Source organism: Alteromonas salexigens (genome assembly GCF_025628895.1).
GTDB lineage: Bacteria > Pseudomonadota > Gammaproteobacteria > Enterobacterales > Alteromonadaceae > Alteromonas > Alteromonas salexigens.
Genome location: NZ_JAOTJC010000012.1, coordinates 18,007 through 43,608, shown reverse-complemented (window position 1 = coordinate 43,608; position 25,602 = coordinate 18,007). Strand labels below are relative to the sequence as shown.

26 protein-coding genes are annotated in these 25,602 nt (G+C 52.0%); 13 read left to right on the top strand and 13 right to left on the bottom strand.

All coding sequences use genetic code 11. The annotated features are described in order from the left end of the window. Position 1: 1 nt before the first annotated feature. The 3 genes from OCL06_RS13035 to OCL06_RS13025 form a co-directional block, all read right to left on the bottom strand. Positions 2-1,129, bottom strand: coding sequence for a beta-ketoacyl-ACP synthase III (locus tag OCL06_RS13035; RefSeq protein WP_262995251.1), 1,128 nt, complete (start codon positions 1,127-1,129; stop codon positions 2-4). A gap of 176 nt (positions 1,130-1,305) precedes the next feature. Continuing rightward, the gene (locus tag OCL06_RS13030; protein WP_262995249.1) at positions 1,306-3,114 is read right to left on the bottom strand and encodes a choice-of-anchor I family protein; all 1,809 of its coding nucleotides are present in this window, start codon (positions 3,112-3,114) and stop codon (positions 1,306-1,308) included. Between the two features lie 229 nt (positions 3,115-3,343). Next, a complete protein-coding gene (locus tag OCL06_RS13025; RefSeq protein ID WP_262995247.1) occupies positions 3,344-3,862 on the bottom strand; it encodes a hypothetical protein in 519 nt (172 codons plus the stop codon). 302 nt (positions 3,863-4,164) lie between these two features. On the opposite strand from OCL06_RS13025, the gene OCL06_RS13020 reads away from it, so the two are divergent. Continuing rightward, positions 4,165-4,962, top strand: coding sequence for a M48 family metallopeptidase (locus OCL06_RS13020; RefSeq protein WP_262995245.1), 798 nt, complete (start codon positions 4,165-4,167; stop codon positions 4,960-4,962). A gap of 61 nt (positions 4,963-5,023) precedes the next feature. Here OCL06_RS13020 and OCL06_RS13015 read toward each other — a convergent pair whose 3' ends face one another. Beyond that, positions 5,024-5,884: a mechanosensitive ion channel family protein gene (locus tag OCL06_RS13015; protein ID WP_262995243.1), complete on the bottom strand. Its 861-nt coding sequence runs from the start codon at positions 5,882-5,884 to the stop codon at positions 5,024-5,026. Between the two features lie 402 nt (positions 5,885-6,286). Here OCL06_RS13015 and OCL06_RS13010 point away from each other — a divergent pair, with 402 nt between their 5' ends. The 5 genes from OCL06_RS13010 (at position 6,287) to ruvX (ending at position 9,477) form a co-directional block, all read left to right on the top strand. Next, on the top strand, positions 6,287-6,463 hold the full coding sequence (locus OCL06_RS13010; protein ID WP_262995241.1) for a hypothetical protein: 177 nt from the start codon (positions 6,287-6,289) through the stop codon (positions 6,461-6,463). A gap of 117 nt (positions 6,464-6,580) precedes the next feature. Further along, entirely contained in the window at positions 6,581-7,309 is a 729-nt protein-coding gene (locus tag OCL06_RS13005; RefSeq protein WP_262995778.1) for a 16S rRNA (uracil(1498)-N(3))-methyltransferase, read from the top strand. Between the two features lie 193 nt (positions 7,310-7,502). After that, the gene (gshB, locus tag OCL06_RS13000) at positions 7,503-8,462 is read left to right on the top strand and encodes a glutathione synthase (protein WP_262995239.1); all 960 of its coding nucleotides are present in this window, start codon (positions 7,503-7,505) and stop codon (positions 8,460-8,462) included. Positions 8,463-8,486: 24 nt separating this feature from the next. Beyond that, positions 8,487-9,053, top strand: coding sequence for a YqgE/AlgH family protein (locus OCL06_RS12995; protein WP_262995237.1), 567 nt, complete (start codon positions 8,487-8,489; stop codon positions 9,051-9,053). Next, on the top strand, positions 9,046-9,477 hold the full coding sequence (ruvX, locus tag OCL06_RS12990) for a Holliday junction resolvase RuvX (protein ID WP_262995235.1): 432 nt from the start codon (positions 9,046-9,048) through the stop codon (positions 9,475-9,477). The genes OCL06_RS12995 and ruvX overlap by 8 nt, the downstream gene beginning before the upstream one ends. Positions 9,478-9,486: 9 nt before the next feature. Here the strand turns inward: ruvX and OCL06_RS12985 are convergent, their stop codons facing one another. Genes OCL06_RS12985 through OCL06_RS12975 form a run of 3 tightly spaced genes read right to left on the bottom strand, consistent with a single transcriptional unit; the run spans position 9,487 to position 11,997 of the window. Continuing rightward, positions 9,487-9,825, bottom strand: coding sequence for a putative signal transducing protein (locus tag OCL06_RS12985; RefSeq protein WP_262995233.1), 339 nt, complete (start codon positions 9,823-9,825; stop codon positions 9,487-9,489). Between the two features lie 9 nt (positions 9,826-9,834). Next, positions 9,835-10,944 carry a PilT/PilU family type 4a pilus ATPase gene (locus OCL06_RS12980; RefSeq protein ID WP_262995230.1) on the bottom strand — a complete coding sequence of 370 codons (1,110 nt, stop codon included), beginning with the start codon at positions 10,942-10,944 and terminating at the stop codon, positions 9,835-9,837. A 9-nt stretch (positions 10,945-10,953) separates the two neighbouring features. Then, positions 10,954-11,997 (bottom strand): type IV pilus twitching motility protein PilT, encoded by a 1,044-nt coding sequence (locus OCL06_RS12975; protein ID WP_262995229.1) that lies wholly within the window; start codon positions 11,995-11,997, stop codon positions 10,954-10,956. 29 nt (positions 11,998-12,026) lie between these two features. Here OCL06_RS12975 and OCL06_RS12970 point away from each other — a divergent pair, with 29 nt between their 5' ends. Genes OCL06_RS12970 through OCL06_RS12955 form a run of 4 tightly spaced genes read left to right on the top strand, consistent with a single transcriptional unit; the run spans position 12,027 to position 14,599 of the window. Continuing rightward, positions 12,027-12,713, top strand: a complete 687-nt coding sequence (locus OCL06_RS12970) for a YggS family pyridoxal phosphate-dependent enzyme (RefSeq protein WP_262995227.1) — start codon at positions 12,027-12,029, stop codon at positions 12,711-12,713. Positions 12,714-12,758: 45 nt separating this feature from the next. Further along, complete coding sequence (proC, locus tag OCL06_RS12965; RefSeq protein ID WP_262995225.1) at positions 12,759-13,580, top strand: pyrroline-5-carboxylate reductase; 822 nt, start codon at positions 12,759-12,761, stop codon at positions 13,578-13,580. A gap of 21 nt (positions 13,581-13,601) precedes the next feature. After that, positions 13,602-14,144 (top strand): YggT family protein, encoded by a 543-nt coding sequence (locus tag OCL06_RS12960; RefSeq protein WP_262995223.1) that lies wholly within the window; start codon positions 13,602-13,604, stop codon positions 14,142-14,144. A gap of 23 nt (positions 14,145-14,167) precedes the next feature. Next, positions 14,168-14,599: a DUF4426 domain-containing protein gene (locus tag OCL06_RS12955; RefSeq protein ID WP_262995221.1), complete on the top strand. Its 432-nt coding sequence runs from the start codon at positions 14,168-14,170 to the stop codon at positions 14,597-14,599. On the opposite strand, the gene OCL06_RS12950 is transcribed toward OCL06_RS12955, so the two are convergent. Beyond that, positions 14,568-15,437: a hypothetical protein gene (locus tag OCL06_RS12950; protein WP_262995219.1), complete on the bottom strand. Its 870-nt coding sequence runs from the start codon at positions 15,435-15,437 to the stop codon at positions 14,568-14,570. The two genes, OCL06_RS12955 and OCL06_RS12950, sit on opposite strands and share 32 nt — an antisense overlap. Before the next feature lie 319 nt (positions 15,438-15,756). Beyond that, positions 15,757-16,533: a peroxide stress protein YaaA gene (gene yaaA, locus OCL06_RS12945; RefSeq protein WP_262995217.1), complete on the bottom strand. Its 777-nt coding sequence runs from the start codon at positions 16,531-16,533 to the stop codon at positions 15,757-15,759. 292 nt (positions 16,534-16,825) lie between these two features. On the opposite strand from yaaA, the gene tal reads away from it, so the two are divergent. The 3 genes from tal to OCL06_RS12930 all read left to right on the top strand — a co-directional run bounded on the left by tal (position 16,826) and on the right by OCL06_RS12930 (position 19,869). Next, positions 16,826-17,785, top strand: a complete 960-nt coding sequence (gene tal, locus OCL06_RS12940) for a transaldolase (protein ID WP_262995216.1) — start codon at positions 16,826-16,828, stop codon at positions 17,783-17,785. Between the two features lie 34 nt (positions 17,786-17,819). Continuing rightward, on the top strand, positions 17,820-19,469 hold the full coding sequence (gene pgi, locus OCL06_RS12935) for a glucose-6-phosphate isomerase (RefSeq protein ID WP_262995214.1): 1,650 nt from the start codon (positions 17,820-17,822) through the stop codon (positions 19,467-19,469). Positions 19,470-19,692: 223 nt separating this feature from the next. Beyond that, the gene (locus OCL06_RS12930; RefSeq protein ID WP_262995211.1) at positions 19,693-19,869 is read left to right on the top strand and encodes a DUF3545 family protein; all 177 of its coding nucleotides are present in this window, start codon (positions 19,693-19,695) and stop codon (positions 19,867-19,869) included. A gap of 71 nt (positions 19,870-19,940) precedes the next feature. On the opposite strand, the gene ung is transcribed toward OCL06_RS12930, so the two are convergent. Genes ung through thrA form a run of 4 tightly spaced genes read right to left on the bottom strand, consistent with a single transcriptional unit; the run spans position 19,941 to position 25,336 of the window. Then, positions 19,941-20,606, bottom strand: a complete 666-nt coding sequence (gene ung / locus OCL06_RS12925) for a uracil-DNA glycosylase (protein WP_262995209.1) — start codon at positions 20,604-20,606, stop codon at positions 19,941-19,943. Continuing rightward, positions 20,603-21,886, bottom strand: coding sequence for a threonine synthase (gene thrC / locus OCL06_RS12920; protein ID WP_262995207.1), 1,284 nt, complete (start codon positions 21,884-21,886; stop codon positions 20,603-20,605). Before thrC ends, ung begins: the two co-directional genes overlap by 4 nt. 16 nt (positions 21,887-21,902) lie before the next feature. Then, a complete protein-coding gene (thrB, locus tag OCL06_RS12915; protein WP_262995205.1) occupies positions 21,903-22,853 on the bottom strand; it encodes a homoserine kinase in 951 nt (316 codons plus the stop codon). A gap of 17 nt (positions 22,854-22,870) precedes the next feature. Then, positions 22,871-25,336, bottom strand: a complete 2,466-nt coding sequence (gene thrA, locus OCL06_RS12910; protein ID WP_262995203.1) for a bifunctional aspartate kinase/homoserine dehydrogenase I — start codon at positions 25,334-25,336, stop codon at positions 22,871-22,873. Between the last annotated feature and the right edge of the window lie 266 nt (positions 25,337-25,602).

Here is a 25,602-nt window from a genome sequence, read left to right as displayed (position 1 = left end):
GCTAACCCCGTTTTTTGATCACCAGGCTGCCTATGGAATAGCCCGCTCCAAACGAACACAACACCCCGTGATCACCCGCTTGCAAATCTTTGTGGTGCAGAGCAAAGGCAATGACTGAACCGGCTGACGCCGTATTAGCATATTCATCTAACACGATGGGTGCTTCATCCGCATTGGCATCACGACCTAACAGTCGTTTGCAAATCAGGGTGTTCATATTGATATTAGCCTGATGTAACCACCAGCGTCTGATGTCACTTGCCTCAAGGGCATGACGGGCAATGTGTTCGGCGATATGCTCTGCCGCCATAGGGCATACTTCTTTAAACACCTTGCGTCCGGCCTGATGGAACAGCTTGTCCGGGCCATAGGGATCGACGTCCTGTGCGCGGGTCATATAACCAAAGTTTGAGCGGATATTACTGGAAAATTTGGTTACAGCTTTGGTACTGAGTATGTCGTATACGTGTTCTGCGCGGGCAGTTTCTGCATGTTCGAGTACGGTTGCCGTGGCCACGTCACCAAATATGAAATGGCTGTCGCGGTCGGTGTAATTAATTTGCGGTGACACCAGCTCAGGATTAATCACCAATACACAGCGCGCATTGCCGGCGTGCAGCATTTCATACGCACGGTGCATCCCGAACGTCGCCGCAGAACATGCCACCAGCATGTCAAATGCGAACCCTTCGATGCCCAGCGACTCCTGCACTTCAATAGCAATGGCCGGATACGCGCGCTGCGTGTAAGCACAGGAGACAATGACTGCATCTACCTCAGAGGCATCCTTATTGGCTTCTGCCAGGGCCTTTTTCGCTGCCTCAACTGCAATTTCTGCCTGGTGAGAGAGTTGATCGTCGGCTCTCTCTTTTATCGCCGGGCGCATGCGCTTGATATCGAGCGCCCCTTCTTTCTGGTAAATGTAGCGCTGCTTTATGCCTGACGCTTTTTCTATAAACTCAGCACTGGAATGCGGCTTAGCCTCAAGCTCACCTGCGTCGATAGCCTCGCTATGGGTTTGGTTGTAGTCATCTGCCCACGCATTGTAACTTTCCACCAGTTCCTGGTTAGTAATTCGGTGCTCGGGCGTCCATACCCCTACCCCACTGATAACGATCTGTTGCGACATCTACTTACTCTTCATATTTGAACATCAGGGGCAGTGTGCTACCCGGGGCGAGTGAACTGCCCCGGGGCGCCTGCCCCGTTTAATTCTGCCTAGCTTAGCTTGTTAGATCATAAAAGTCATGAAACAAAAAACGGCGCCCGAGGGCGCCGTTTTAACATCAGTCAATAAATAACCGATTAGTTTGTAGAAATTTGCCACACTGACACAGTACCACTGATTTCATTGCCCACTATCAGCAGCGGCATACCGCTGGCACTGTTTTCAGCGCTCACGAAAACCAGGCTTTCTGGCGCCAAATCACCAATGACATCATTCACGCTGAGCCCTTCGGTCAGGTTACGGTTAATGGCATAGTCAGCAAATTTAACGTCATAGGGGTTAGTAATATCGTATACGAATATACCACCCATCCGCTCAGTAGCCACAAATGCATAGGTACGATTACCGATGGTGCCAACAGTCACTGCTTCAGGCTCTGGACCTTTATTTTCAGAGCGAGAGTCGCCTTCATTCACCGCATCATCGTTATTGAACTGATTACCATGTACCGAGGCAGAAATACGCTCCAGGTCATCCCCGGAATCAAATACCACCATACCGTTTTGATCCCAGATAGTGAATGAACGGCCACCATACGCGTATGCTGCGTCGTACTCCGCATCCCCGTCTGCATCACCCATAGCGGTGGTCACGCGAAGATCATCGATATCACCAGAGACTTTCAGCTCCGCCAGGGCAGTGCCGCTTTCCGCGGTCAGATCACCGATAGTGGTTTCATCGGTATAAGCCAGACAATCGCCATCAACGAAGGCCAGACCACCCGCATCAGCGCAGGCAGTTTCATCTGCGGCTGAAAACATGTATTCGCGGGCATCCCCTTCGTTGGCGGTAATCAGGAAAGTAGCGTCTTTCCAGCTGTAATAAGAAATAGCATCCGGCTGATAAACACCGTACAGGCCTTCGTAAGTGTCGAAACTAACTGCGCCATTTTCCTGCGCATCAATGGCAAACTCACTCCAGTTTTTCACGCCCAGACCAATCACTTCTACAGTGAGATCTTCCAGGTCGATAATCGCAACGCCGTTATTTTCCTGAAGCGTCACATAAGCAGTATCATTTGAGGCAGAAATATATTCCGGCTCCAAATCCTGGGCCACAGTAGTGGCAATTTCCACCCCGTTAATGGTGCGGCCAGAAGGATTAGGGAACATCATTCCCTGTGCCATTAACTCTGCTTCTGTACCATTCAGACCTTCAAAGGTTACTGATGCCGCTGCTTCCGCAGGTTCGTTACTGGCAAGAATGTCGATAACAGAAACTGAACCTTCCGGGTCTACCGTATAGTCATCACTGGGCTCACCTTCGTTCGCTACCAATACCTTACCGCCATCCGGCGTGAAAGTTACCATATCGGGCATTGCACCTACTTCTACCGAGTCCAGAAAAACCGGCGCAATAGCGTCTAAGCCGTTGTAGAAAAGCACATAGCCATTATCGGTTTTCGTTGCTGCAGGCATGGCCACCGCCATCAGATCACCATACACGGCAATACTGGTAACACTACCTAACGCTACCCCATCAACTTCTGCTGGCAGCTCAAACCCCGTACCATTCAGGTTCGTGGTGTTGATGGGATCGTCCATTGCCTCAGTGGGGATCGTCGTGGCATCGATAACGGCAATACGGTTTCCATTCCCGTTAGTGGCATAAATCGTTTGCGTAGCAGCATGATACTGTACGATTTCTGCCGCATTCAACGCCCCCAGAAAACTCCGGGCGACCAAGTCCAGTTGGACACCCAGCGATGCATCCTGACCATCCTGGCCGTCCTGACCATCGGCGCCCGGTTCACCTTGTTCTCCCTGAGGGCCCTGCGCGCCGGGATCACCTGCTTCGCCATCGTCGCCGTCCAGGCCACACCCGGCTAAGGTAGCAGAGACGAGTAATGCGAGAATTCCATACTTAAACTTGTTGTGGGTGGCCATGTGCTTTCCTTTTTCAATTTTCGTTTTTCTTGATTCATCTAACCACAGCAACGATTATTGACAGCGGTAGAGTCGGTACAAGGTGTTTTCTCACCTTTATACCCTTCCAATGTAGAGCCAGTTTATGACACAAAGATTAAATTAGCAAAGCCCAAAATTTACCCTGTTTGACTGGCTATATAACGCTGCACTTTACGGCTTTCACCTCCATGAATTAGCCCCTCTGCCGCTAGATTTCCCCAGCCGTTGGGGCAGGATTGTCGCCGTAGGGTACGCTTTGGTAGTCATAAGGGTATGGATTGCGGCACGCTTCGTCGGCCACCGGATGCAGATAGACATCGCCAGCCACACGCACCAGTACACATTCGCCCTGCAGGGCAGTTTTATCTTCAACTAATACCAGAACGCGGTCGCCGTCCACTGCGTGGAGCGAATACTCGTAACCGGTACGATCGCCTTCGGCGATAGCAGTAACCAGCCCGGCAAGCGCGCCACCGATAATTGCAGCAGCAAACATGTGCTCGGTATCGTTTACACTCTGGATTGCCCCCGCGGCGGCGCCAAATACCGAGGCCTCAGGCACATAGGATTCGAACTGCACTTCCCTGACGTGACCAACATAAGCATAAAACTCAGTGACAAACTGATTTTTTGCATTTTCAGGCAAGCCCTGATGACTGGCGCACCCGCTTACTAAAACAGCGAGTGCCATAGCCAAAGCTGGCGCGACGCGTGATAACCCTTTCATAATCATTCCCAAATGCTGCTCTGCCGCTAACAGTGCAGCGTGTTATCTGAATATAACCTTAACGAATTAATCTTATACAGATATTGGGGAGGAGTCGAAGTGTATGTTTCTTTTACAGTTTTATGCTGGCTTATGCCCTGCATCCACAAGACACTTGCGCTGCCGGCTCAATGATCACTTAAAGACCTCTGACGGTATACAGAATATATTTAGTTGATGACCGGCCTCACGGGGGCTGGCAATATCGTATAATCAGACGGGGCGACTTCTACCCCGTTCACTGTCAAGGAAAAGGAAACAGTATGAAACTTAGGATCTCCACGGCCATTGTGGCGGCCGTATCACTTACTCTGGCAGCCTGTGCCACCTCGCCCACTGGTCGCAACCAGGTCTTGTTGTTTTCTGACCAACAGCTGAATCAAATGGGCGACCAGGCGTTTGCCGGCATGAAAGAAGAATTGCAGGTCTCCCGTAAGCCTGTGCAAAACCAGTATGTTGAGTGCGTTGCGGATTCATTAACGGCATTAGTGCCCAATACAGTGTATAGCGGCCAGTGGGAAGTCGTGGTCTTTGACGACGAGCAGGTGAATGCGTTTGCATTGCCGGGCGGTAAAATTGGGGTTTATACCGGTTTGCTCGATATAGCAGAAAACCAGCATCAGTTAGCTGCGGTTATCGGCCACGAAATTGGCCATGTTATTGCTGAGCATGGTAACGAGCGGATGTCACAGAGTACGCTTATCAATATGGGGTCACAGGCAGTAGGCCAGGTCCTTGCAGCAAATGAAGTCTCACAAACTGCCCCAATAATGGCCGCCATTGGTCTGGGTTTACAAGTCGGTGTGCAGCTTCCGTTCAGTCGCACTCATGAATCTGAAGCTGACTTAATAGGCTTAACACTGATGGCGCAGGCCGGCTTCGACCCTCGCCAGTCGGTGAACCTGTGGCAGAATATGGATGCTGCCAGTAATGGCCAGCGGCCGCCTGAATTGCTTTCTACCCACCCGGCACCGGATTCCCGCATAGATAACTTGCAGGCCAACATGTCTGCTGCCCTGGCGGATTACAACAATACTTCAGTACGCCCGGACTGCCGGTAACCAGTTGAATTAAAAAAACGCCGCATGATGCGGCGTTTTTTATTACGGAATGCGATGGGTTTTACGCATTTTCGCTTTGTTCACCCGATTCTTCCTTATACAGATGTACATCCATTTGCGGGTACGGGATAGAGATACCTTCTTTATCGAAGCGCAGTTTTACGGCCTCAGTAAAGGCTAACCGCACCGCAAAATTGTCCGCAGTTTTCACCCAGGGACGCACCGTAAAGTTAACACTGTTATCACCCAGTTCTGCTACACCAATGAGAGGTTCAGGCTCTTTCAGAATACGCTCATCACTCTCAACCAGCTCCTGCAAAATTCGTTTGGCTTTGAGCAAGTCATCGTCGTAACCGATACCAAATGTCATATCGCAGCGGCGGGTATCGCGGGCTGAGTAGTTGGTAATATTGTCACTGTAAATCCGGCCATTGGGGATCGTGATCTCTTTGTTATCCAGCGATGTCATCACGGAGTGAAAAATACCAATTTTCTGCACGATACCTGAGGTGCCCGCGACCTCGACATAGTGACCTGCTTTAAATGGCTTGAATACCAGCAGCATCACACCTGCGGCGAAATTCTTTAGCGAGTCCTGCAGCGATAAACCAATTGCCAGACCTGCTGCACCCAGTATGGCGACCAGTGAGGTGGTATCCACCCCGAGTTCATCCAGCGACGCCACGATAACAAACAGCATGAGCACGGCGCTGAGAATTGACTCCAGAAAATCGATGATCATCTGGTCGTATTTAGATTTCGCCATCACTCGGCGGAACACCCCTAAAAGCAGACCTACCACCAATCGACCAATCACATAGATAATGATGGCCATGGCAATGTTTATGCCCCACGGTATAGCATACTCATTGATGTAACGTTCAACGTCACTGGCGGTAAAAAGGGTGAGTTTATCTTCCATAAGAATTCCTTACTCAAAGTTTAGGCTTGATATTAAAAGTACCAGTTATACCGGGAGGTACCAATATTTTCTTAACAGATACGAGCACTTAGCAGAGTAGCTCCAAAACCTTTTCAGGCACAATTAATTTTATGCTTTACGGTTTTCAAATGTATCTGCAATTTGCTGGCGTGCCAGAGCCAGAAACGAACATTTTTTATGCAAAACATAGTGGCAAAAAACTGCTTTTGAGCTATTCTTTTTCTACGGAATATTTGGTGCTTATCTGAAATTTTAACTTTCCGGTGACTCATGCACTAAATCGACTACCACTCACGTGGTCGCCGTAATGAACGGATGCAATAAACGCGTGCAGTACATTTTTCCCTGTGCCGTGAACCTATGTTTTTAAAGGAATTGAAAATGTTTTTTCTATTGCTATTGCTTGCAATTGTGATGTTAATACTTGCCTATGCCTTGTCTTCCGATAAAGGGGACAACACCCGATATGCCCGCGGGAAAACGAAATTGCGCACAGCCCGACCGAAAATGCGTCTGGTAGAGCTAAATAACGACTCTGACTCGTTACATATACATTAATGCTTAAAATGCCGGCAGGTGACGGCATTTATGCCCGTTACCTGTTGCTGGCTGTTGCGCCACGGTGAATACTCTCGCTATGATACGGTTACAAGTGTTCTTAACCCGAAATCACCCATGCGCATTCCCCGTCTGTACCACGCTGGTACCATCCCCCTTGATGAAGAGTTCACCTTAGCAGAAGAGCCCGCTCACCATGTGGCGAATGTCCTGCGACTCAAACCTAATCACCCGGTGGTATTGTTCAACGGGGACGGCAATGAATACAGTGGGATATTAATCAGTGTGTCCCGCAAGCTGGTCACGGTAGAAGTGGACGCGTGCCTGACACTGAATAAAGAATCTCCGTTACCGATCCACCTGGGACAGGGTGTATCAAAAGGGGATCGCATGGACATGGTGTTACAAAAAAGTGTCGAGCTGGGCGTGACTGAAATTACGCCGCTGATTACCGAACGCTGCGCAGTAAAGCTGGACGAAAAACGCTGGCAAAAAAAACATGCCCAGTGGCAAAAAATTATCATCAGCGCCTGCGAGCAATGTGGCCGTAATACCTTACCTGACATTCATCCGCCCACGCCGTTATCAGCGTGGATGGCTGGCTCGACTGAATCCACCCGGCTAGTGCTCACCCCCGGCGCAGAGCGTCCGTTGGCGCGGCAACCTTACACACAGCATGGTTTTCGTCTGTTAATCGGCCCGGAAGGCGGCCTGTCTGAACAGGAGACCCACCAGGCAAACGAGTGTGGTTTTACGTCGGTCAGTCTTGGCCCCCGTGTCCTGCGCACTGAGACCGCCGCACTGGCGAGCCTGAGCGTACTGCAAGCGCAGCACGGCGACTGGTAAGGCCATCTAACCCGAGAGGCAACCAACACCCCGACTTGAATTTAACAGATCAGCCGCCATATCCGTCACGTACAAATACTTTTCTGCTGGTACTGCCAGCGTTGGTTCGGCGCCATCACAGGCGATACATTCAGGCAACAGGGCGATGCACCTCTCCAGGCCCGCATCACCCTACTCAGACAGAGACAATCCAATGACCTACACCGTTGGCATCGTAATGGACCCCATTGCAGACATCACTCCCTATAAAGACACCAGCTTTGCCATGATGCTTGAAGCACAGCGGCGGGGTTGTCAGATAGTGTATTTTGAAATGGCAGATCTGTACCTGGACAGCGGGCAGCCCAGAGGTCGCGGGCGCACCGTCACTGTTGAGGATAAAGCCGATAACTTTTATACTCTCGGTGACGAGCAGGATCTGGCGCTAGGCGAAATAGATGTCTTGCTGATGCGAAAAGATCCCCCTTTCGACAGTGAGTTTTTGTACGCTACTCAAATGCTGACGCTGGCAGAAGAAGCCGGCGCCCTGGTGGTTAATAACCCGCAAGCGCTGCGCGACTACAACGAAAAATTATTTACCTCCTGGTTCCCCGAGCTGATCCCACATACGGTGGTCACGCGAAATCCTAAAGTGGTACGTGAGTTCCATGCCCACCATAAAGACATCATCTGCAAACCTCTGGATGGCATGGGCGGCGCCTCTATATTCCGGATTAAGGAAGATGGCAATAACCTGGGCGTGGTCATTGAGACCCTCACCCAGCTCGGTAAACGTTACATGATGGTGCAGGAATATCTGCCCGCCATTAAAGAAGGCGACAAGCGGGTGCTTATCGTGGACGGTGAAGTTATTCCTTACTGTCTGGCGCGCCTGCCGGGTGCCGGGGAAACCCGGGGCAACCTGGCGGTAGGCGGCACTGGCCGGCCACAGTCTATAAGTGACAGCGACAAGGCATTGGCAGAAGCCATCGCGCCCACCCTAAAGCAGCACAATATTATGTTTGTAGGCCTGGATATAATCGGCGATCGGGTTACCGAAATAAACATTACCAGCCCCACGTGCGTAAGAGAGATAGAAGCGCACTACGATATCAATATTATGGCGGCACTATTCGACGCTATAGAACGCAAACTTGCTCCGGGCAAAGCCTGACCCCTGGTAAGTAAAAGGTAAGTCATGACTGAATTGAAGAGCCTGCAAAACCATTTTCTGATCGCTACGCCGTCGCTGGACGATCCGTACTTTTCGCGCTCGCTGACATATATTTGCGAGCATAACGCTGACGGTGCCATGGGACTGGTTATCAACCAGCCCTCCAGCATGACGTTAAAACAACTGCTGGAACAAACTGATAAAGAAATCACCGTAGCGCCGGAAAAAGCGGACAACGCGATTCTGGCCGGCGGACCGGTTAACCAGGAACGGGGGTTTGTGTTACACACCCATCAGGCTGGCTGGACGTCCAGTCTGGAGCTGGCTCCCGGGATCATGGTCACCACGTCGAAAGATATACTTACCGCCATCAGCACCTGCCAGGGGCCAGACGAAGCTCTGATTGTGCTGGGATATGCCGGTTGGACTGCCGGCCAGCTGGAAAAAGAAATGCAGGAGAACGCCTGGCTGACCATCGAAGCTGACGAAGATATCTTATTTAAAACGCCGGTACAGGAAAAATGGCAGGCCGCAGTTAATAAACTGGGCGTCGATGTCTGGCAACTCGCGCCCGGGGTAGGACATGCCTGAGACCGGTAGCCGAACCGTACTGAGCTTTGACTTTGGCACTAAGAGTATTGGCGTCGCAGTTGGCCAGGAAGTATCGGGTACCGCCGCCCCGCTGGCCGCAATAAAAGCGCGGGATGGTATTCCGAACTGGGATACCATTGCCGTGTTATACGAAGAATGGCAACCCGATGTGGTCGTGGTCGGGCTACCGCTTAATATGGATGGTACTGAGCAGGAAATGACCCGCCGCGCTCGCAAGTTCGCCAACCGCCTGCATAATAAATTCAAAACCCCGGTAGCGACCTGTGATGAGCGTTTATCTACCGCTGATGCGAAAGCCATGCTATTTGAGCTGGGGGGCTACCGCAAGCTCACCAAGGAGAAAGTGGACAGCGTATCAGCCTGCGTAATTTTCAGCGCCTGGATAGAACGCCAGTACAGCTAAATCCGCTGCTCACGAATTTTGCACATGGCTCCCGGTGCGGGGCTCTTCACACTGCCAGCAATAATCGAACGCTGCCCCATTCATCTCCCGGCAGCGAGGACACCGCCACTCCTGCGCACTGTTAGGCGAAACGCCCGGCTCCATTAACCCATCCACAATTGCCGTCGCTTTGGCGAACCATTGCTCATCCACCACCCATATTTCCTGCTGGGTATCCTGCCAGGGCAATTCCCCTACCGCGCCACCGGCAAACTCATTTTTTACCAGATACGGTATATTCCGGGCATCCAGCTCACTGCGCACTGATTGCAACAGAAACCGGTCGTCCGAGGCATAGAGTTTGCGCATAACGGTCTGCTAATCCATGTCTATAGACACATTTGATAACGTCCCAAGCCCGGATCCTTCGCTGGAGTCCAGCTTGACCATAAGTCGTAAATCGTTGGGTGAGTCGGCATGATGGAGGGCTTGATCCAGGTCAATTCTGTCGGCTTTGTAAAGCTCATATAAGGCCATATCAAAGCTCTGCATGCCCATCTCTTTGCCTTTTTTCATGGCCTCTTTGAGGCTGCCAATTTCATTGCGCTGGATAAGATCAGATACCAGCGGTGAGTTCAGCAATATTTCAATGGCAGCGACTCGCCCATTGCCGTCTTTGGTGGGCACTAGTTGTTGTGCCACAATGGCCCGGATGTTCAGGCTCAAATCGAAGCGTAATTTATCGTGCTGATCTTTCGGGGCAAGATGCATGATCCGCTCGATAGCCTGGTTAGCATTGTTGGCGTGCAAAGTCGCCACACACAAGTGCCCGGTATCGGCGAACGACATGGCATATTCCATGGTTTCCATAGAACGAATTTCGCCAATCAGAATGACATCCGGCGCTTGTCGCAGTGAGCTTTTCAGTGCATCATCAAATGAATGGGTGTCCAGTCCCACTTCCCGTTGGGTCACTACGCAGTTACGATGCTCGTGAACGAATTCAATCGGATCTTCAATGGTCAGGATATGCCCATGGGAGTGCTGATTACGATGCCCTATCAGCGCCGCCAACGAGGTGGACTTACCGGTGCCGGTACCGCCGACAAATAACACCAGGCCCCGTTTGGACATGATGATGTCTTTCAGCACGGCGGGCAGGCCAAGTTCATCTACCTGCGGTATTTGGGTTACGATACGCCGGATAACCATACCGGCCTGATCCCGCTGCCAAAACGCTGAACAACGAAAACGTCCCACACCTTCTCGCGCAATCGCAAAGTTACACTCCCGGGACTCATGAAATTCAGCCTGCTGCTTTTCAGTCATAGCCGCCTGGACCAGCGCCAACGCTTCGTCGTCACTCAATGGTAAATCGGTTAACGGGGTTAACTTGCCGTTAATTTTTGCGCTTACCGGAAAGCCTGTAGTCACAAACAAGTCAGAGGCTGACTGTGCCACCATTTGTTGCAGGAAGGTATCTAACATCGTGGCTCCTTAAAAGCTGGTACTGGGTTGCTTGGTCGTCGACTTGGCGACCGCGTCCTGCTGGGAGATAACCCCGGTAGCGACCAGACGCTGCAGACACTGATCCATCGTTTGCATGCCATGGGACTGACCGGTCTGGATAACCGAATACATCTGCGGCACTTTGTCTTCACGAATGAGATTACGTATGGCGGGAATACCCACCATGATCTCGTGTGCCGCTACCCGGCCCCCCCCAATTTTCTTCAACAGTGTCTGGGAAATAACGGCGCGTAAGGATTCAGACAACATGGAACGGACCATGGCTTTTTCTTCTGCCGGGAACACATCAATTATCCGGTCGATGGTCTTCGGTGCTGAGTTGGTATGCAGCGTGGCGAACACCAGGTGACCGGTTTCCGCGGCAGAGATAGCGAGCCGTATCGTTTCAAGATCCCGTAATTCACCTACCAGGATAACATCGGGGTCTTCCCGCAGTGCAGAGCGCAGTGCATTGGAAAAGCTGTGGGTGTCCCGGTGTACTTCCCGTTGGTTAATGACGCACAGCTTATTGTCGTGCACAAATTCAATGGGATCCTCAATGGTAAGAATATGCTCCCGCTTATGCGTGTTGATGTGGTCAATCATCGCTGCGAGCGTGGTACTTTTCCCCGAGCCGGTGGCGCCGGTGACCAGCACAATCCCGGTGGGCTGGTTAATAATATCCTTGAAAATCGCTGGCGCCCCCAGGTCATCCAGCGTCAGCACCCGGCTGGGGATGGTTCTCAGCACCGCCGCTGCGCCGCGGTTCTGAATAAAAGCGTTCACACGAAACCGCGACAGGTCCTTCACCTCGAAGGAGAAATCTACCTCCAGGTTTTCTTCGTATTCCTTACGCTGTTTATCGTTCATAATTTCGTATACGAGCGAGTGAACCTGCTTATGATCCAGCGCCGGCACATTCAGCTTTCTCATCTCGCCATCAACCCGAATAATCGGCGGCAACCCTGCTGTCAGGTGCAAGTCTGAGGCGTTATTTTTGACACTGAAAGCCAAAAGTTCGGTAATATCCACAACCGTTTCTCCCACTCATTAGGTGTATTATGCAAACAATAGCAGAAAGACTGAGATCCGCGCTCTCGCGAATCGACAGCGCCACTGCCAACGCTAATCGTCCACCAAAATCAGTGAAATTACTAGCCGTAAGCAAAACCAAACCGGTATCTGATATCAGGCAAGCGTATGCAGCCGGACAACGTTTGTTTGGTGAAAACTATGTGCAGGAAGGTGTAGAGAAGATTATCGACCTCCAGGATCTGCCAGATATCGAGTGGCACCTCATCGGCCCATTGCAGTCAAACAAGACCCGGGTCGTCGCGGAGCACTTCCAGTGGGTGCAGTCGGTGGACAGAGAGAAAATTGCCCGCCGCCTGAACAATCAGCGCCCTCCTTCGCTGCCCCCTCTGAATGTGTGTGTGCAGCTGAATATTGATGATGAAGCCAGTAAGTCGGGCCTGTCACCTGAGGAACTTCCTGCTATGATTGATGCCATCAGCAACATGGATAACCTGGTTTTGCGTGGCCTGATGGCCATTCCTAAAGCGGACGTCAGTGCGCAGCATCAGCAGCAAACGCTCACTCAGCTACATGATTTGTTTGAGCACTACCGTACAAAGCTGAGCAATTTTGATACCCTATCCGTAGGAATGAGTGGTGACACGGAAGCTGCTATTGCTAATGGTTCGACGATGGTGCGAATTGGATCTGCCATCTTCGGTGCCCGGCAATAGCCGGCTGTCATCCGTTTTCGCAATCAACGCAAGAGAAGGGTACACATGCAACAGAAAAAATTGGCCTTTATTGGCGCCGGCAACATGAGCCGCAGTATCATCAGCGGTTTAATTCAGTCTGGCTATGACCAGGACAGGATCCTGGCCAGCAACCCCTCTACCCCAAAATTAGACAAACTGAAAGAAGAGTTCGGGATTCAGACTACCCAGTCGAATGACGAAGCGTGTCAGTTTGCCGATGCTATCGTGTTGGCAGTGAAGCCCCAGATGATGGGCGAGATGTGCGCCGCACTTAAGGAAAACAACGACTTATCCGACAAGCTGTTTCTGAGTATTGCTGCCGGCCTGCCGGTCAGCCGCCTGCAGGATATGCTGGGTGGTGAATACCCGGTAGTTCGGATTATGCCCAATACACCCAGTCTGCTGGGTAAAGGCATGTCGGGGATGTACGCCGATGAACACGTTTCTGAAGACGACCGCCAGTACGTTGACGACGTTATGGCCAGCGTCGGCAAAACTGTCTGGGTAACCAAAGAAGACGACATTAACGGCGTGATCGCCGCCGCGGGCAGTTCGCCGGCTTATTTCTTCCTGTTTTTACAGGCTATGCAGGAAGAAGCCATACGTATGGGCTTTGAAAAAGATGCGGCCAGAGTCATGGTTCAGCAGGCGATGCTGGGGGCGGCCGAAATGGTCTGTCATAATCAGGATCTTGAACTGAGTGAATTGCGTGCCCAGGTAACCTCGAAAGGCGGTACCACGGCTGCGGCAGTGAACACGCTGATAGACGAAGGCCTCGAAGACAGCGTCGCAAAAGCAATGCGCGCCGCGGTATCGCGGGCCGAAGAAATGGCCAGCCAGCTTTAAACCAGGTAGGAAGTAACAAGCATGAGCGCAACGGTATTTTTAGTTAGTACCTTATTTAACTTATATTTGATGGTCGTGATCCTGCGACTGTGGTTACAACTGGTTCAGGCAGATTTTTATAACCCGCTGAGCCAGTTTGTCGTGAAAGCGACGCACCCCATCGTGGGGCCGTTGCGCCGTATTATTCCCTCATTAGGGCGGCTGGATACGGCAACCTTAGTGCTGGCACTTCTGGTGGCCATGGCGAAAATATTCACGCTCAATATGATGCTGAGTGGTGGCGGCGTGAATCCGCTATCACTGGTCGTCGTAGCCGTTCTGGACGTGGTCAAAGAAACCCTGTCGCTGATGTTCTGGGTACTGCTATTACGCGCTATCCTTAGCTGGGTGTCACAAGGGCAATCCCCCATCGACTATGTTCTCCACCAACTTACGGAGCCATTTTTGGCCCCTATCCGCAAGGTCATTCCACCGTTAGGCGGGTTGGATCTGTCCGTTCTGATAGCCATCATTGCACTGCAATTTCTGCAGCTGCTTATTCAGGACACCATTGGTATTTACTGAAGCTGCAGATAATTGAGGTAGTTATGTTCGTATTTCGTAATGTGTTTGTGTTACTGGCGTTGACACTGGCCGGGATAACCCAGGCCAGTGCCGAACAGAAAGCGACGCTGGGTGACTGGGACGTCCATTATATGGTTGTGAATACGTCGTTTCTGACCCCGGAGGTGGCTTCCCGCTACGGGCTGGTACGCAGTAAGTATAATGCACTGGTAAATATCTCAGTGCTCGATACCGAGACCCAAAAAGCCCAGCGATTAGGCGTAAGTGGTGAAGCGAAAAACCTGCTGGGAACCACCCGCAAACTCAGCTTTAAGAAAGTGGAAGATGGTGACGCTATTTATTATCTGGCGGTGCTGCCGTTCCGTGATCAGGAAACGTTTCGCTTCAATATCGATCTGCAGCTCGGCAATGAGCAGCAAACACTTAAATTTCGTCAGAAACTGTATACTGACTAACCTGACCGCTGTCACGCTGGCGGGCAGCAGCCAGCGTGTCCTCCAGGGCTAAAATGTCAGACTCTGATTCCACCGGCACCGCTGTCACCAGCATATGTGAGTCACGATACGCTTCCACGCGCTGTAAGTGAGCCTGAAACTGGGTTTCCGGATAATGGGTGTGGTTAAGTGGACAACACGGAATATCCGTTACCGGACTAACCTTTTCCTCCACGGCCGGGCTAGCGATAACCTGCCCGTCAGAGAGCCACGTCATCAACGTCAGTCTGCCCCCGTCTAAGCTGTGAGACGCCACAATTTTCACCAGGGTTCGCGAAGGGCGATGCAACAGGTAGCGAGCAGTCCCCTGCTGCGACAGTGTCACATCACCAATGCGGCTGAAGCCCAGCATCCCGAATTCTTCTGCAAAGTAGTCCACGAAAGCATGGTGTGCTGCCAGTTCGCTGCCGTCATGGGGGCCAATCACAAGATCTTCACAAAGCTGGCGGGGATCGGTATGGAATGGTACCAGAGAGAGTTCACAACCACACAGCGCTCCACGATACAAACTGACCTGTTCGCTTAACATAGCGCAAAACTCGCCCAAGGGAAGTGGCGCGAGGACATCCGGTACCGGGAAACTGACCTGGCCCGGGTCCACGGTACTGAACACCGGGGTGCCCAGGCGGGCCGTTTCAGGATCGTTAAGAAAGTACCCAAGCTGCGCTGAATCCGGAAACTGGCAGCGCACCTCCACTGTGACTGGATTGCCCGAGGTGTTGTCGGAATTTTCCCACAAGGCGTGAATGGCCGCTTCTAATTCGCTGGCCGAAGAGAACGGCACCGCTGACTCTTGCATGGCATGTTCCTTACCCTGGCCAGAAAGCAAGACTGCTTACGCCGGCCTACTACACATATCGTCAGCGTAATACAAAAGGTGTAATTAAAAGGTATTGAAACGGGCACTCGCGCTTAACGCTGTATACCTTTTGAGCAGAACATCGTGCCTCCGATGGGGCTGGAACCTGACCACTGGGTGCCCGCGCCAGTTAGCGTGACTCTGAGGGCAAAGCAGGTCCGGGATTTGCGCACACACTCTGACTAACTTGCTAACCCGCAGTTAGCCAGAGTGCATGGCTGCATCACGCCCGGTAAGAGGCGCAATAGAGCTGTCGTCTCTAGTCTTGCTGGTTTCGCAGGAACACCAGCTCTGTAGCACTGCTATCCTGTTCACTAAAGTGATAGCCGTCCCGGTCAAAAGCCTTGAGACCTGCTACATCTTCTACCTGATTTTCCAGAATATACCGCGCCATCGCACCACGCGCCTTTTTCGCAAAGAAGCTAATGACCTTGTACTGGCCGCTTTTGTAGTCTTTAAACTGCGGAGTCACCACCATGCCATCTAGCTTGCGCTTTTTCACCGACTTAAAATATTCGTTCGACGCCAGATTCACCAATACATTGTCACCCTGCTCGGCCAGGGCCTCGTTCAGTTGGGTAGTAATCTTGTCACCCCAGAAGGCATACAGGTCTTTACCCCGGGCGTTCTCCAGTTTGGTGCCCATCTCCAGACGGTAAGCCTGCATAAGATCAAGTGGTCTTAATAGCCCGTAGAGACCTGACAAAATACGCAGATGAGACTGGGCATACAGGACATCGTTTTCACTGAGTGAGTACGCATCGAGGCCAGTGTAGACGTCGCCGTTAAAAGCATACACTGCCTGCCGGGCATTCTCTGGCTTAAACGGCAGGGAGAAATCAGCAAAGCGGTTCGCATTCAGCGTGGCCAGCTTGTCGCTGATACTCATCAACGTGCCCAGCTGTGCCGGCGACAGCTCCCGACAGCGCGTTACCAGTTCCTGAGTATCGTCCATCAACTGTGGATGGGTATACTCCGATACCGGCACCTTACTTTCAAAGTCCAGATTCTTGGCGGGGGAAACAACAACTAACATAGCAACTCCTCAACTCTTATAGCGCTATCATACCATTACTGAACCCACAGTGGTCCCGCGGTAGCACGGATTTTATTGATTAGCCTGTTCACACAAACCGATTAACCACCAATCCTCCGCCACGCTGTAAATTAGTACGGGGGTTTGGTATAACTAACCCCAGTAATCGTGCAGGCTCACTACAGTCTGGCACTTAATCCCTACAGTCATTATTACAATAATCTTTCCTTCGGTTTGCGCGTACGAATCCGACAAACCAAGTTAGTCACAACAGACAAATTCAGAGAGAACTATGAGCAATCAGTTAGAAGCATTACGCGAAATGACCACTGTCGTCGCCGACACCGGCGACATTGAAGCAATTAAAAAGTACGCGCCGGTAGACGCCACCACGAATCCGTCTTTATTGTTGAAAGCCGCCAGCCTGCCTCAGTATGCGGGCCTGATTGACGATGCGGTAGCCTGGGCTAAGCTTCAGTCTAACGACAGCGATCAACAGTTAACCGACGCCGCCGATAAACTGGCGGTCTCCATCGGCAAAGAAATCTCCGCCATCATACCGGGTCGCATCTCTACTGAGGTCGATGCACGGCTATCCTTCGACACCAATGCCACCATTGAAAAAGCCGAGCGGCTGGTACAGCTGTATCAGGACGAAGGAATCGATAAATCCCGTATACTGATCAAGATTGCCTCCACCTGGGAGGGCATTCAGGCCGCCGAGGTATTAGAACAGAAAGGCATTAACTGTAACCTTACGCTGTTGTTCAGCTTTGCCCAGGCTAAAGCCTGTGCCGAAGCTGGCGCTTACCTTATTTCCCCCTTTGTAGGGCGTATTCTTGACTGGTACAAAAACAGTACCGGCAAAACTGACTACACGGCCGAGGACGATCCGGGCGTATTGTCAGTTACCAAAATTTATAATTACTACAAAGAGCATGGCTACGACACCGTGGTGATGGGCGCCAGCTTCCGTAATATTGGTGAAATTCAGGCACTGGCTGGCTGTGATCGTCTGACTATCAGTCCGCAGTTACTGGAAGAGCTGGCGAACGAATCAGGCCCCCTGGAAGCGCGTCTGAACGACGAGGGCGCCACGAAAACGCCGGGCGAACGTATGACTGAAGCAGCATTCCGCTGGGAAATGAATGAAGATGCCATGGCCACAGAAAAGCTGGCGGAAGGGATCCGGAATTTTGCGGCCGATCAGGTGAAACTGGAAAACATGTTAAAAGAGAAACTGGGCGCCTGAGCCGGCCGCATGGTGAATCTGTAGGAGAGCAGATATGAGCAAACTGACAAGCCAGCCTGCCTGGCAAGATCTATCCCAACTGGCGGCCACCCTCAAAGATCAGCACATGCGTGACTGGTTCGCTGCCGATCCCGCACGGGCAGAACGCATGCAGGCCGACGCCGCCGGTATCTTTTTGGATTACTCAAAAAACCGGGTCACTGATGAAGTCATGACGGCGCTGATGGCACTGGCTCGTGCCCAGGGGCTGGAGGCGCACCGTGACGCGATGTTCGGTGGTGACGCTATAAATAACACGGAAAACCGTGCTGTGCTGCATACTGCGCTGCGAAACTTTTCAGGACAACCCGTACCGGTAGGCGGCGAAGATGTGATGCCCGAGGTCATGGCGACCCTGGACAAGATTGAAGCCTTTACTGCGTCAGTTCACAGTGGTGAACATACCGGTTATACCGGCAAACGTATCACCGACGTAGTGGCGATTGGGATAGGCGGGTCGTTCCTTGGTCCGAAGATCATGACTGAGGCACTGAAGCCGTATACCCATGATGCAGTGAAAGTTCATTTCGTGGCGAATGTGGATGGTTGTCACATTCACGACGTGCTGCAGACACTTGACCACGAGCAAACACTGGTGGTGATGTCGTCCAAATCGTTTTCTACCCAGGAAACCTTGCAAAATACCTTATCTGCCAAAGCCTGGTTTCTGAATGCCGGTGGCAGCCAGCAGGATATTGCCAGACATTTCGTCGCGGTTTCGTCAAACATCAGTGCGGCCACTGAGTTTGGTATTGCCGAAGAAAATATTTTCCCGATGTGGGATTGGGTAGGCGGCCGCTATTCATTGTGGTCAGCAATCGGTCTGCCGATTTCATTGGCATTGGGCTTTACGCACTTTAAACGCCTGCTGGAAGGTGCCCACGAAATGGATAACCATTTCAAAACCGCACCACTGGAAAACAATGTGCCGGTAATCATGGCCATGCTGGGCGTGTGGTACCGCAACTTCTTTGAAGCCCAGTCCCATGTGCTGTTGCCCTATTACCACTATTTGCGCGGTCTGCCCGCTTACGTGCAGCAGCTGGATATGGAAAGTAATGGTAAGCAGGTTACCCAGAATGGTGACCCGGTTGACTATCCCACCGGCCCTATTATCTGGGGCAGCGAAGGCACCAATGGTCAGCACAGCTTCCACCAGCTTATTCACCAGGGCTCGGGCGTTATTCCGGCGGACTTTATGTTACCGCTGACGGTGCCGAACCAGGATGATACCCATCATGCGATGCTGGCTTCTAATTGTTTTGGTCAGACCCAGGCGCTTATGCAAGGCAAAACCTTCGAAGAATGCTATGCCGACCTCGAGAGACAGGGTCTGGATGAGGCGGAACGTGTGCGTCTTGCCCACCACAAAACGATGCCCGGCAACAAACCAAGCAATACGTTGTTATTCGAACAGCTGGATCCCTTCACACTTGGCGCGCTGGTTGCTCTGTATGAACATAAGGTTTTCGTCCAGGGTGTTGTCTGGCAGCTTAACTCCTTTGATCAATGGGGTGTGGAGTTAGGGAAAGTACTTGGTAATCAGGTGCTTGATGGAATTACCGGCAAACGGGACAGCAGTGAGTTTGATCGCTCAACTGAGCAACTCATTGCCCGCTTCCGTCAATCCAATGCCCAACGCTGAGCAAAGGTAACTCTCAGCGCACTGTTGTAGTGCAACAATAAAGACGGCCGGCACTGCCGGCCGCTTCTCATGGACGAGAGCCACTGTCATCAGAATGTCACAAAGTGTTAATAAAAGGTAAATTTACTTGTTTTATTTTCATCGTGGCTGTGATACAAAATTGTACAGAAGGATTTTATAAACACTCTGTACTGTTGTTAGTGGTAATAATAAGGAGATCCTCATGGATAAATCAGATTTGTTTGCCATGCTTGATATTGAATCCCGACCAGCAAAAACCAAAAGCAAAAAACGGAAGTGGCGTGAAATTGAAGCGTTGCAAGACAGATTTGCATTAGAGAAGGAATTATCCGAACTCGATTGCGGATTTGAATACGAACTGGAAACACTGGAAAGATAATAAGAAGGCCGCCTGCACATGCAGGCGGCCTTTTGCTTTTTGGGCCTCACTCCGCTGAAGGAAAGGCTTACTTACGGTTGCCAGTTAATCGGCGCTTGCCCCTGGTTCCGTAAATATGTGTTGGCTTTACTAAAGTGACCGCAGCCAAAAAAGCCGCGGTGCGCCGATAATGGCGACGGATGGGGTGCTTCCAGTACACAATGCCGGTTGCGGTCTATTGCCGCCCCTTTTTTGCGCGCATGACTCCCCCAGAGCAAAAATACCATCCCGGTCCGCTTGGCGTTCAGCTCGGCAATAACCGCGTCGGTAAAGGTTTCCCATCCCCACTTGCTATGGCTGTGGGCCTGCCCTTGTGCAACGGTAAGCACCGTATTTAACAACAACACCCCCTGCTCTGCCCATCCGGTCAGATCACCATGAGAAGGGCGATCGAAGCCCCCTATATCATGTTGCAGTTCTTTAAATATGTTTGCCAGTGAGGGCGGCGGCTTAACCCCTGGCGGTACCGAAAATGCCAGCCCGTGTGCCTGCCCGGGCCCGTGGTATGGATCCTGGCCCAGAATCACCACTTTCACATCGGCCAGCGGGGTAAGCCGGAAGGCGGTAAATACCTCATCAGGCGCCGGGTAGACGGGCCCGGCTTCAGCTCTTGCCCGCGCTACTTTTTCTTGGAGGACTTGGAAATATGCCTGCTGCTGCTCCCGGTGGAACAGCGCCTGCCAGTCACCCACACTCATGCCAGCGAATCAAGCATATAGCGCTTCAGTTCGGCATATGAAGACGGTAACGTTACCGCCAGGCTGTCTTTACCCGCCACCTCAGCCAGTGCCTTAGGCAGGCTCAGTGGCTGTCCTAGCACGTTCTCGACTGTCTCACGGAATTTAGCAGGATGGGCAGTACCCAGGAATAAGCCATACTCACCTTCCTGCAAATCATGACTCAGCGCCCGGTAAGCAATCGCGGCGTGAGGCTCTGAAGTATACCCCGCCTGCGCCAGCTGGCGCATGGCAATCTGTGTATAATCTTCATCCACACACTCCCCTTTTAAGCTGGCCTTGTCCAGATAACCGCGCTCTATCAGCGCTTCAATCCGGGGCCAGTTATTGGGCTGACTGACATCCATGGCATTGGACATGGTCGCCACGGTAGATTTCGGCGCCCACTCGCCGCTTTTCAGATACCGGGGCACAGTGTCGTTCATGTTGGTCGCGGCGATAAACCGCTTAATGGGCAACCCCATCGCTTTGGCGATGATGCCGGCGGTCAGGTTACCGAAATTACCGCTGGGTACCGACACCACCAGTTGCTCACGGGCCTGTGCCGGAAGCTGGCTGACCGCTTCAAAGTAGTAACAGACCTGTGCCAGCAAACGGCTGATATTGATGGAGTTCGCAGAATTCAGATGCAATCCCTCGCGGATATCAGGGTCGTCAAACGCTGTTTTAACCAGCGACTGACACGCATCAAAATCACCCTCTACTGCCACTGTGTGAATATTGTCGCCCAGTGTAGTGAATAGTTTTTCCTGCAGGTCGCTGATTTTCCCTTTCGGGAACAGGATAACCACATTAATGTTATCAATCCCGTGAAAGGCATCAGCGACTGCTGCGCCCGTATCGCCCGAGGTAGCAGTCAGGATAGTAATCGGCTTACCTGCGCTGATACGAGCCAGCGTCTGGGCCATAAACCGTCCGCCAAAATCTTTGAAGGCCAGCGTGGGACCATGGAATAACTCCAGCGTGGCGATATTATCCTGCACCGGGACGACCGGTGCTGAAAACGTAAACGCGGCCTGGACTATGGATTCCAGTTCGCCCTCGTTAAGTTCATTGCCCAACAACGCGCGCAGCACCTGAATGCTCCGCTCTGCAAACGGCAACTCTAACAACGCCGGTACATTCTCCAGCGTGGGGATCTCGGTAGGGAAATACAGCCCTTGTTGCTTACCCAGCCCGCGCTGCACTGCTTCACAGAATGTTGCGGTGTCCTGCGCATCTTTTAAGTTAACTAATTCCACTATGTCACCTTTTTAGTTATTCGGGCCGGATCGTCGCGCCCTGGGCGGGGATCTGGCAAACGTGGCAAAAGCCGTCATCGTTTTGTATGTAATTGTCTGCGAGCCAGCGGGCTACATTATTGGCAATCTGCTCATCAGGGCAGGCCGCAAAGACGGTCGGACCGGAACCGGAAATTCCAAACGCCAGTGCCCCCTGCGCCAGACTCGCCTGACGCGCATCATCAAACCCCGGCAACAGCGCTTTGCGATAGGGTTCGGCGATGACGTCCTGCATCACTGAGGCGGCGAGTTCAGCGTCTCTCACATGCAGCGCATGGACAAATACTCCGAGCTGACGTCCAAAACTAAGCGCAACGTCCATGGGTAGCGTGCGCGGCAGAATATCTCTTGCCTCGGCCGTGGACACGCTAATCCCGGAGTAACAGGCGACCCAATACCAGTGCTCTATGACGGGTAACGACACCGTGATCTGTTTCGCTGCCCCGGTCATCAGTGTCATTCCACCCTGATAACACGGCGCCACGTTGTCATAGTGCACACTGCCGCTTATTTGCCCTTCCAGCTCCCCCATCATTATGAGCAGGGTATTTTCGTCAAAGGGATAATCGCAATAGGCATTCAACGCATGAAATGCAGCCACAATGGAGCTGGCACTGGATCCCAGGCCGCTGCCTATGGGCAAATTTTTATACAGAGTCATGGCGACGATGGGGGCGTGGCGGCCTGTTCTGGCAAGTGCCTCGCAAAAGTGAGTGTAACACCGGCTGACAATATTAGTGGCCGGATCGGCAGGCAGCTTGTGGGCAAACGCCCCTTCCACTGTCAGCGCAAATTCAGCGGCCGGGGCCACCACCACTTCATCACCCAACACCGTACCGTCGACTGGCGACAGCGCTGCGCCCAACACGTCGTAGCCAAGACTGACATTGCCTATTGAGGCCGGAGCATAAGCCCGCACTGGTTTCATTACTACTTCCTCGCCGGTTAGTGGGCCATTTGTTTCCATGGCATTGTTCTGAGAATATCGGCGAATACACCTGCCGCAGTCACTGTGCCTCCGGCGCCGTACCCACGGATCACATAGGGAATGGGCTGGTAATAGTCACTGCTGATCGCCAGCGCGTTCTCACCGTCCTTCACTGCCGCCAGTGGGTTATCTGCCGGCACCGCCTGAATGGTGACCTTACATTGCTCGCCTTCAATACTGCCAATGTAACGCAATACTTTACCTTCTGCCTGTGCCTTTTCCACACGCTCGCTGAATGCTTTATCCAACTCAGGCAGACGGGTCATGAATTCATCTATGCTGCAATCGCTGGCGAACCCGTCTGGTAATACCGATTCAATTTCAATATCGCTAAGCTCCAGTTCCAGTTCCGCTTCCCGGGCCATGATTAACAATTTGCGAGCCACATCCATACCACTGAGATCGTCTCTGGGGTCTGGCTCAGTGAAACCGCTGTCTTTCGCCGACTGGGTGGCCTGAGACAGGGTCATGCCCTCTTCCAGCTTACCAAATACATACGACAGACTGCCTGACAATATGCCTTCAAAACGGTGCAACACATCGCCCGCACTGAACAGCTTCTGGAGATTATCAATTACCGGTAAGCCCGCGCCCACGGTGGTTTCATACAGGTATTGACGATTGGTACGCAACGCGGTGCGTTTCAGCTGGCGGTAATAATCCAGCGCACCGGTGTTGGCTTTCTTATTGGGGGTGACTACGTGGAAGCCGTGCTCCATCATTGCTACATACTGATTTGCTACCGCTTCATGACTGGTGCAGTCCACTATCACCGGATTCACCAGACTGTTGTCGTTCACAAATGCGGTCAGTACCTCGATGGAAAACGCCTGCTCCGCCTCTGCCAGTTTGTCCTGCCAGTGGTTGCTTATATCAATCCCCTGATTATCGAGTAGCAGCTTACGGCTATTCGCGATCCCGTAGACCCGTAACTGGATGTTACGTTTTAACAGAGCCGGTTGCTGCCTGGCTATCTGGTTTAGCAACTCTGTGCCTACATTGCCACACCCTACCAGAAACACGTCAATGGTATGGCGATCGCTGAAAAAATTCTGATGTATAACCCGGACTGCTTTTTTTGCCCGTTTACTCTCAATAACGGTAGAAATTGAACGCTCCGACGACCCCTGTGCAATCGCTACGTTATTCACTCGGGCCTGAGACAGCGAGCTGAAGAAGCGGGCGGCGAGACCTTTGGTCTGGCGCATGCCATCCCCCACCAGCGTCACAATAGACAGGTCGGGGCGCACTTCAATCGGATCGAGCAACTGATTCTGCAGTTCTAGCGCAAACGCATCTTCCAGCAGGTACTGAGCACGCACTGCATCTTTGCTCTGAATACAAAAGCTGATGCTGTATTCAGAGGACGACTGGGTGATCAAACTTATCGAAATATTGGCGTTAGACATTACTTCGAATACCCGGCTTGCCATCCCCACCATGCCTTTGAGGCCTGGCCCGGCCACATTGAACATAGTGACATCGTCAAGCTGTGAGATACCTTTCACCGAGGTCCACACGCTGCTCGCTTCATTGCTGATCAGCGTACCGGGTGCAGCAGGGTTAAGAGTGTTACGGATCAAACAGGGAATGTGGTGTTGCGCAATCGGCCCGATGGTTTTCGGATGCAACACTTTCGCACCGAAATAGGACAGCTCCATAGCTTCCTGATAGGTCAGCTTATCCAGCAATACGGCGCCTTCCACCTGATTAGGATCAGCATTGTAGACGCCATCGACATCTGTCCAGATTTCACAGCAAGAGGCATCGATACAGGCTGCCAGCACGGCCGCCGAATAGTCTGAACCATTGCGACCCAAAGTCACTTTTTCGCCGTCTTCGTTGGCTGCGACAAAACCGGGCATAACCAGCAACGCTGATCCGTCTGCCGGTACGTCCGCAAATCTCGCTTTACTCAGCGCCACATCCGCGATGCTGTCCAGATAATCGCCTTCTGCCTGAATATACTTCACCGGGTCAATAACCAGGTTACTGACCCCTTTTGCATCCAGAATCGCGCTGAACAGGGTCACACTGATATATTCGCCGATACTCAGGATACCCGCGCTTACCTCTTCCGGGGCCACGCCTAACAAGGCGATCCCCTGCAGGTGTTGGGTAAGCTTAGCTAACTGGCTACTGATAAAATCACTGACCTGTTGGTAGGCAAACCCGTCCAGCTCGTTGTTCAGGTCACGGGCAATACCGGTGACCATCTCGCTGAGTTTCGTTAACAGTGGCGCATAATCTTCACCGGCAGCGGCTTGCTCACACAGCAGCGACAGGGCGTTAGTGACTCCCTTGGGCGCTGAAAGCACAACCGCAGCACCGTCGGTTTGGTGGGTGGTCGTACTGATCTCAGTCACCCGTAAATACCGGGCTGCGTCGGCCAGAGACGATCCACCAAACTTTAATACTTTCATTCGTTGCTCCTTACTAGTACGCCTGTCAATTCTTGCAGCGATTTAGGTAAAAAAAAACCCGCTCTTGGTAAGGGCGGGCTTTCGGTGTCTGTTGCAAATGCGCACTAACCAGCGACCGCCCTCTTCGAGGTGGTAATAATCATGCCGGTGGTGCTCATCATTATTTTCTTTTTCATAGAGCCAATTTGCCGTATAGACGTCTAACTGTCAACCAGCGGGCCAAGAAAATTGCTGTTTTTATTATAGTCACCGAAGAATCTCATACT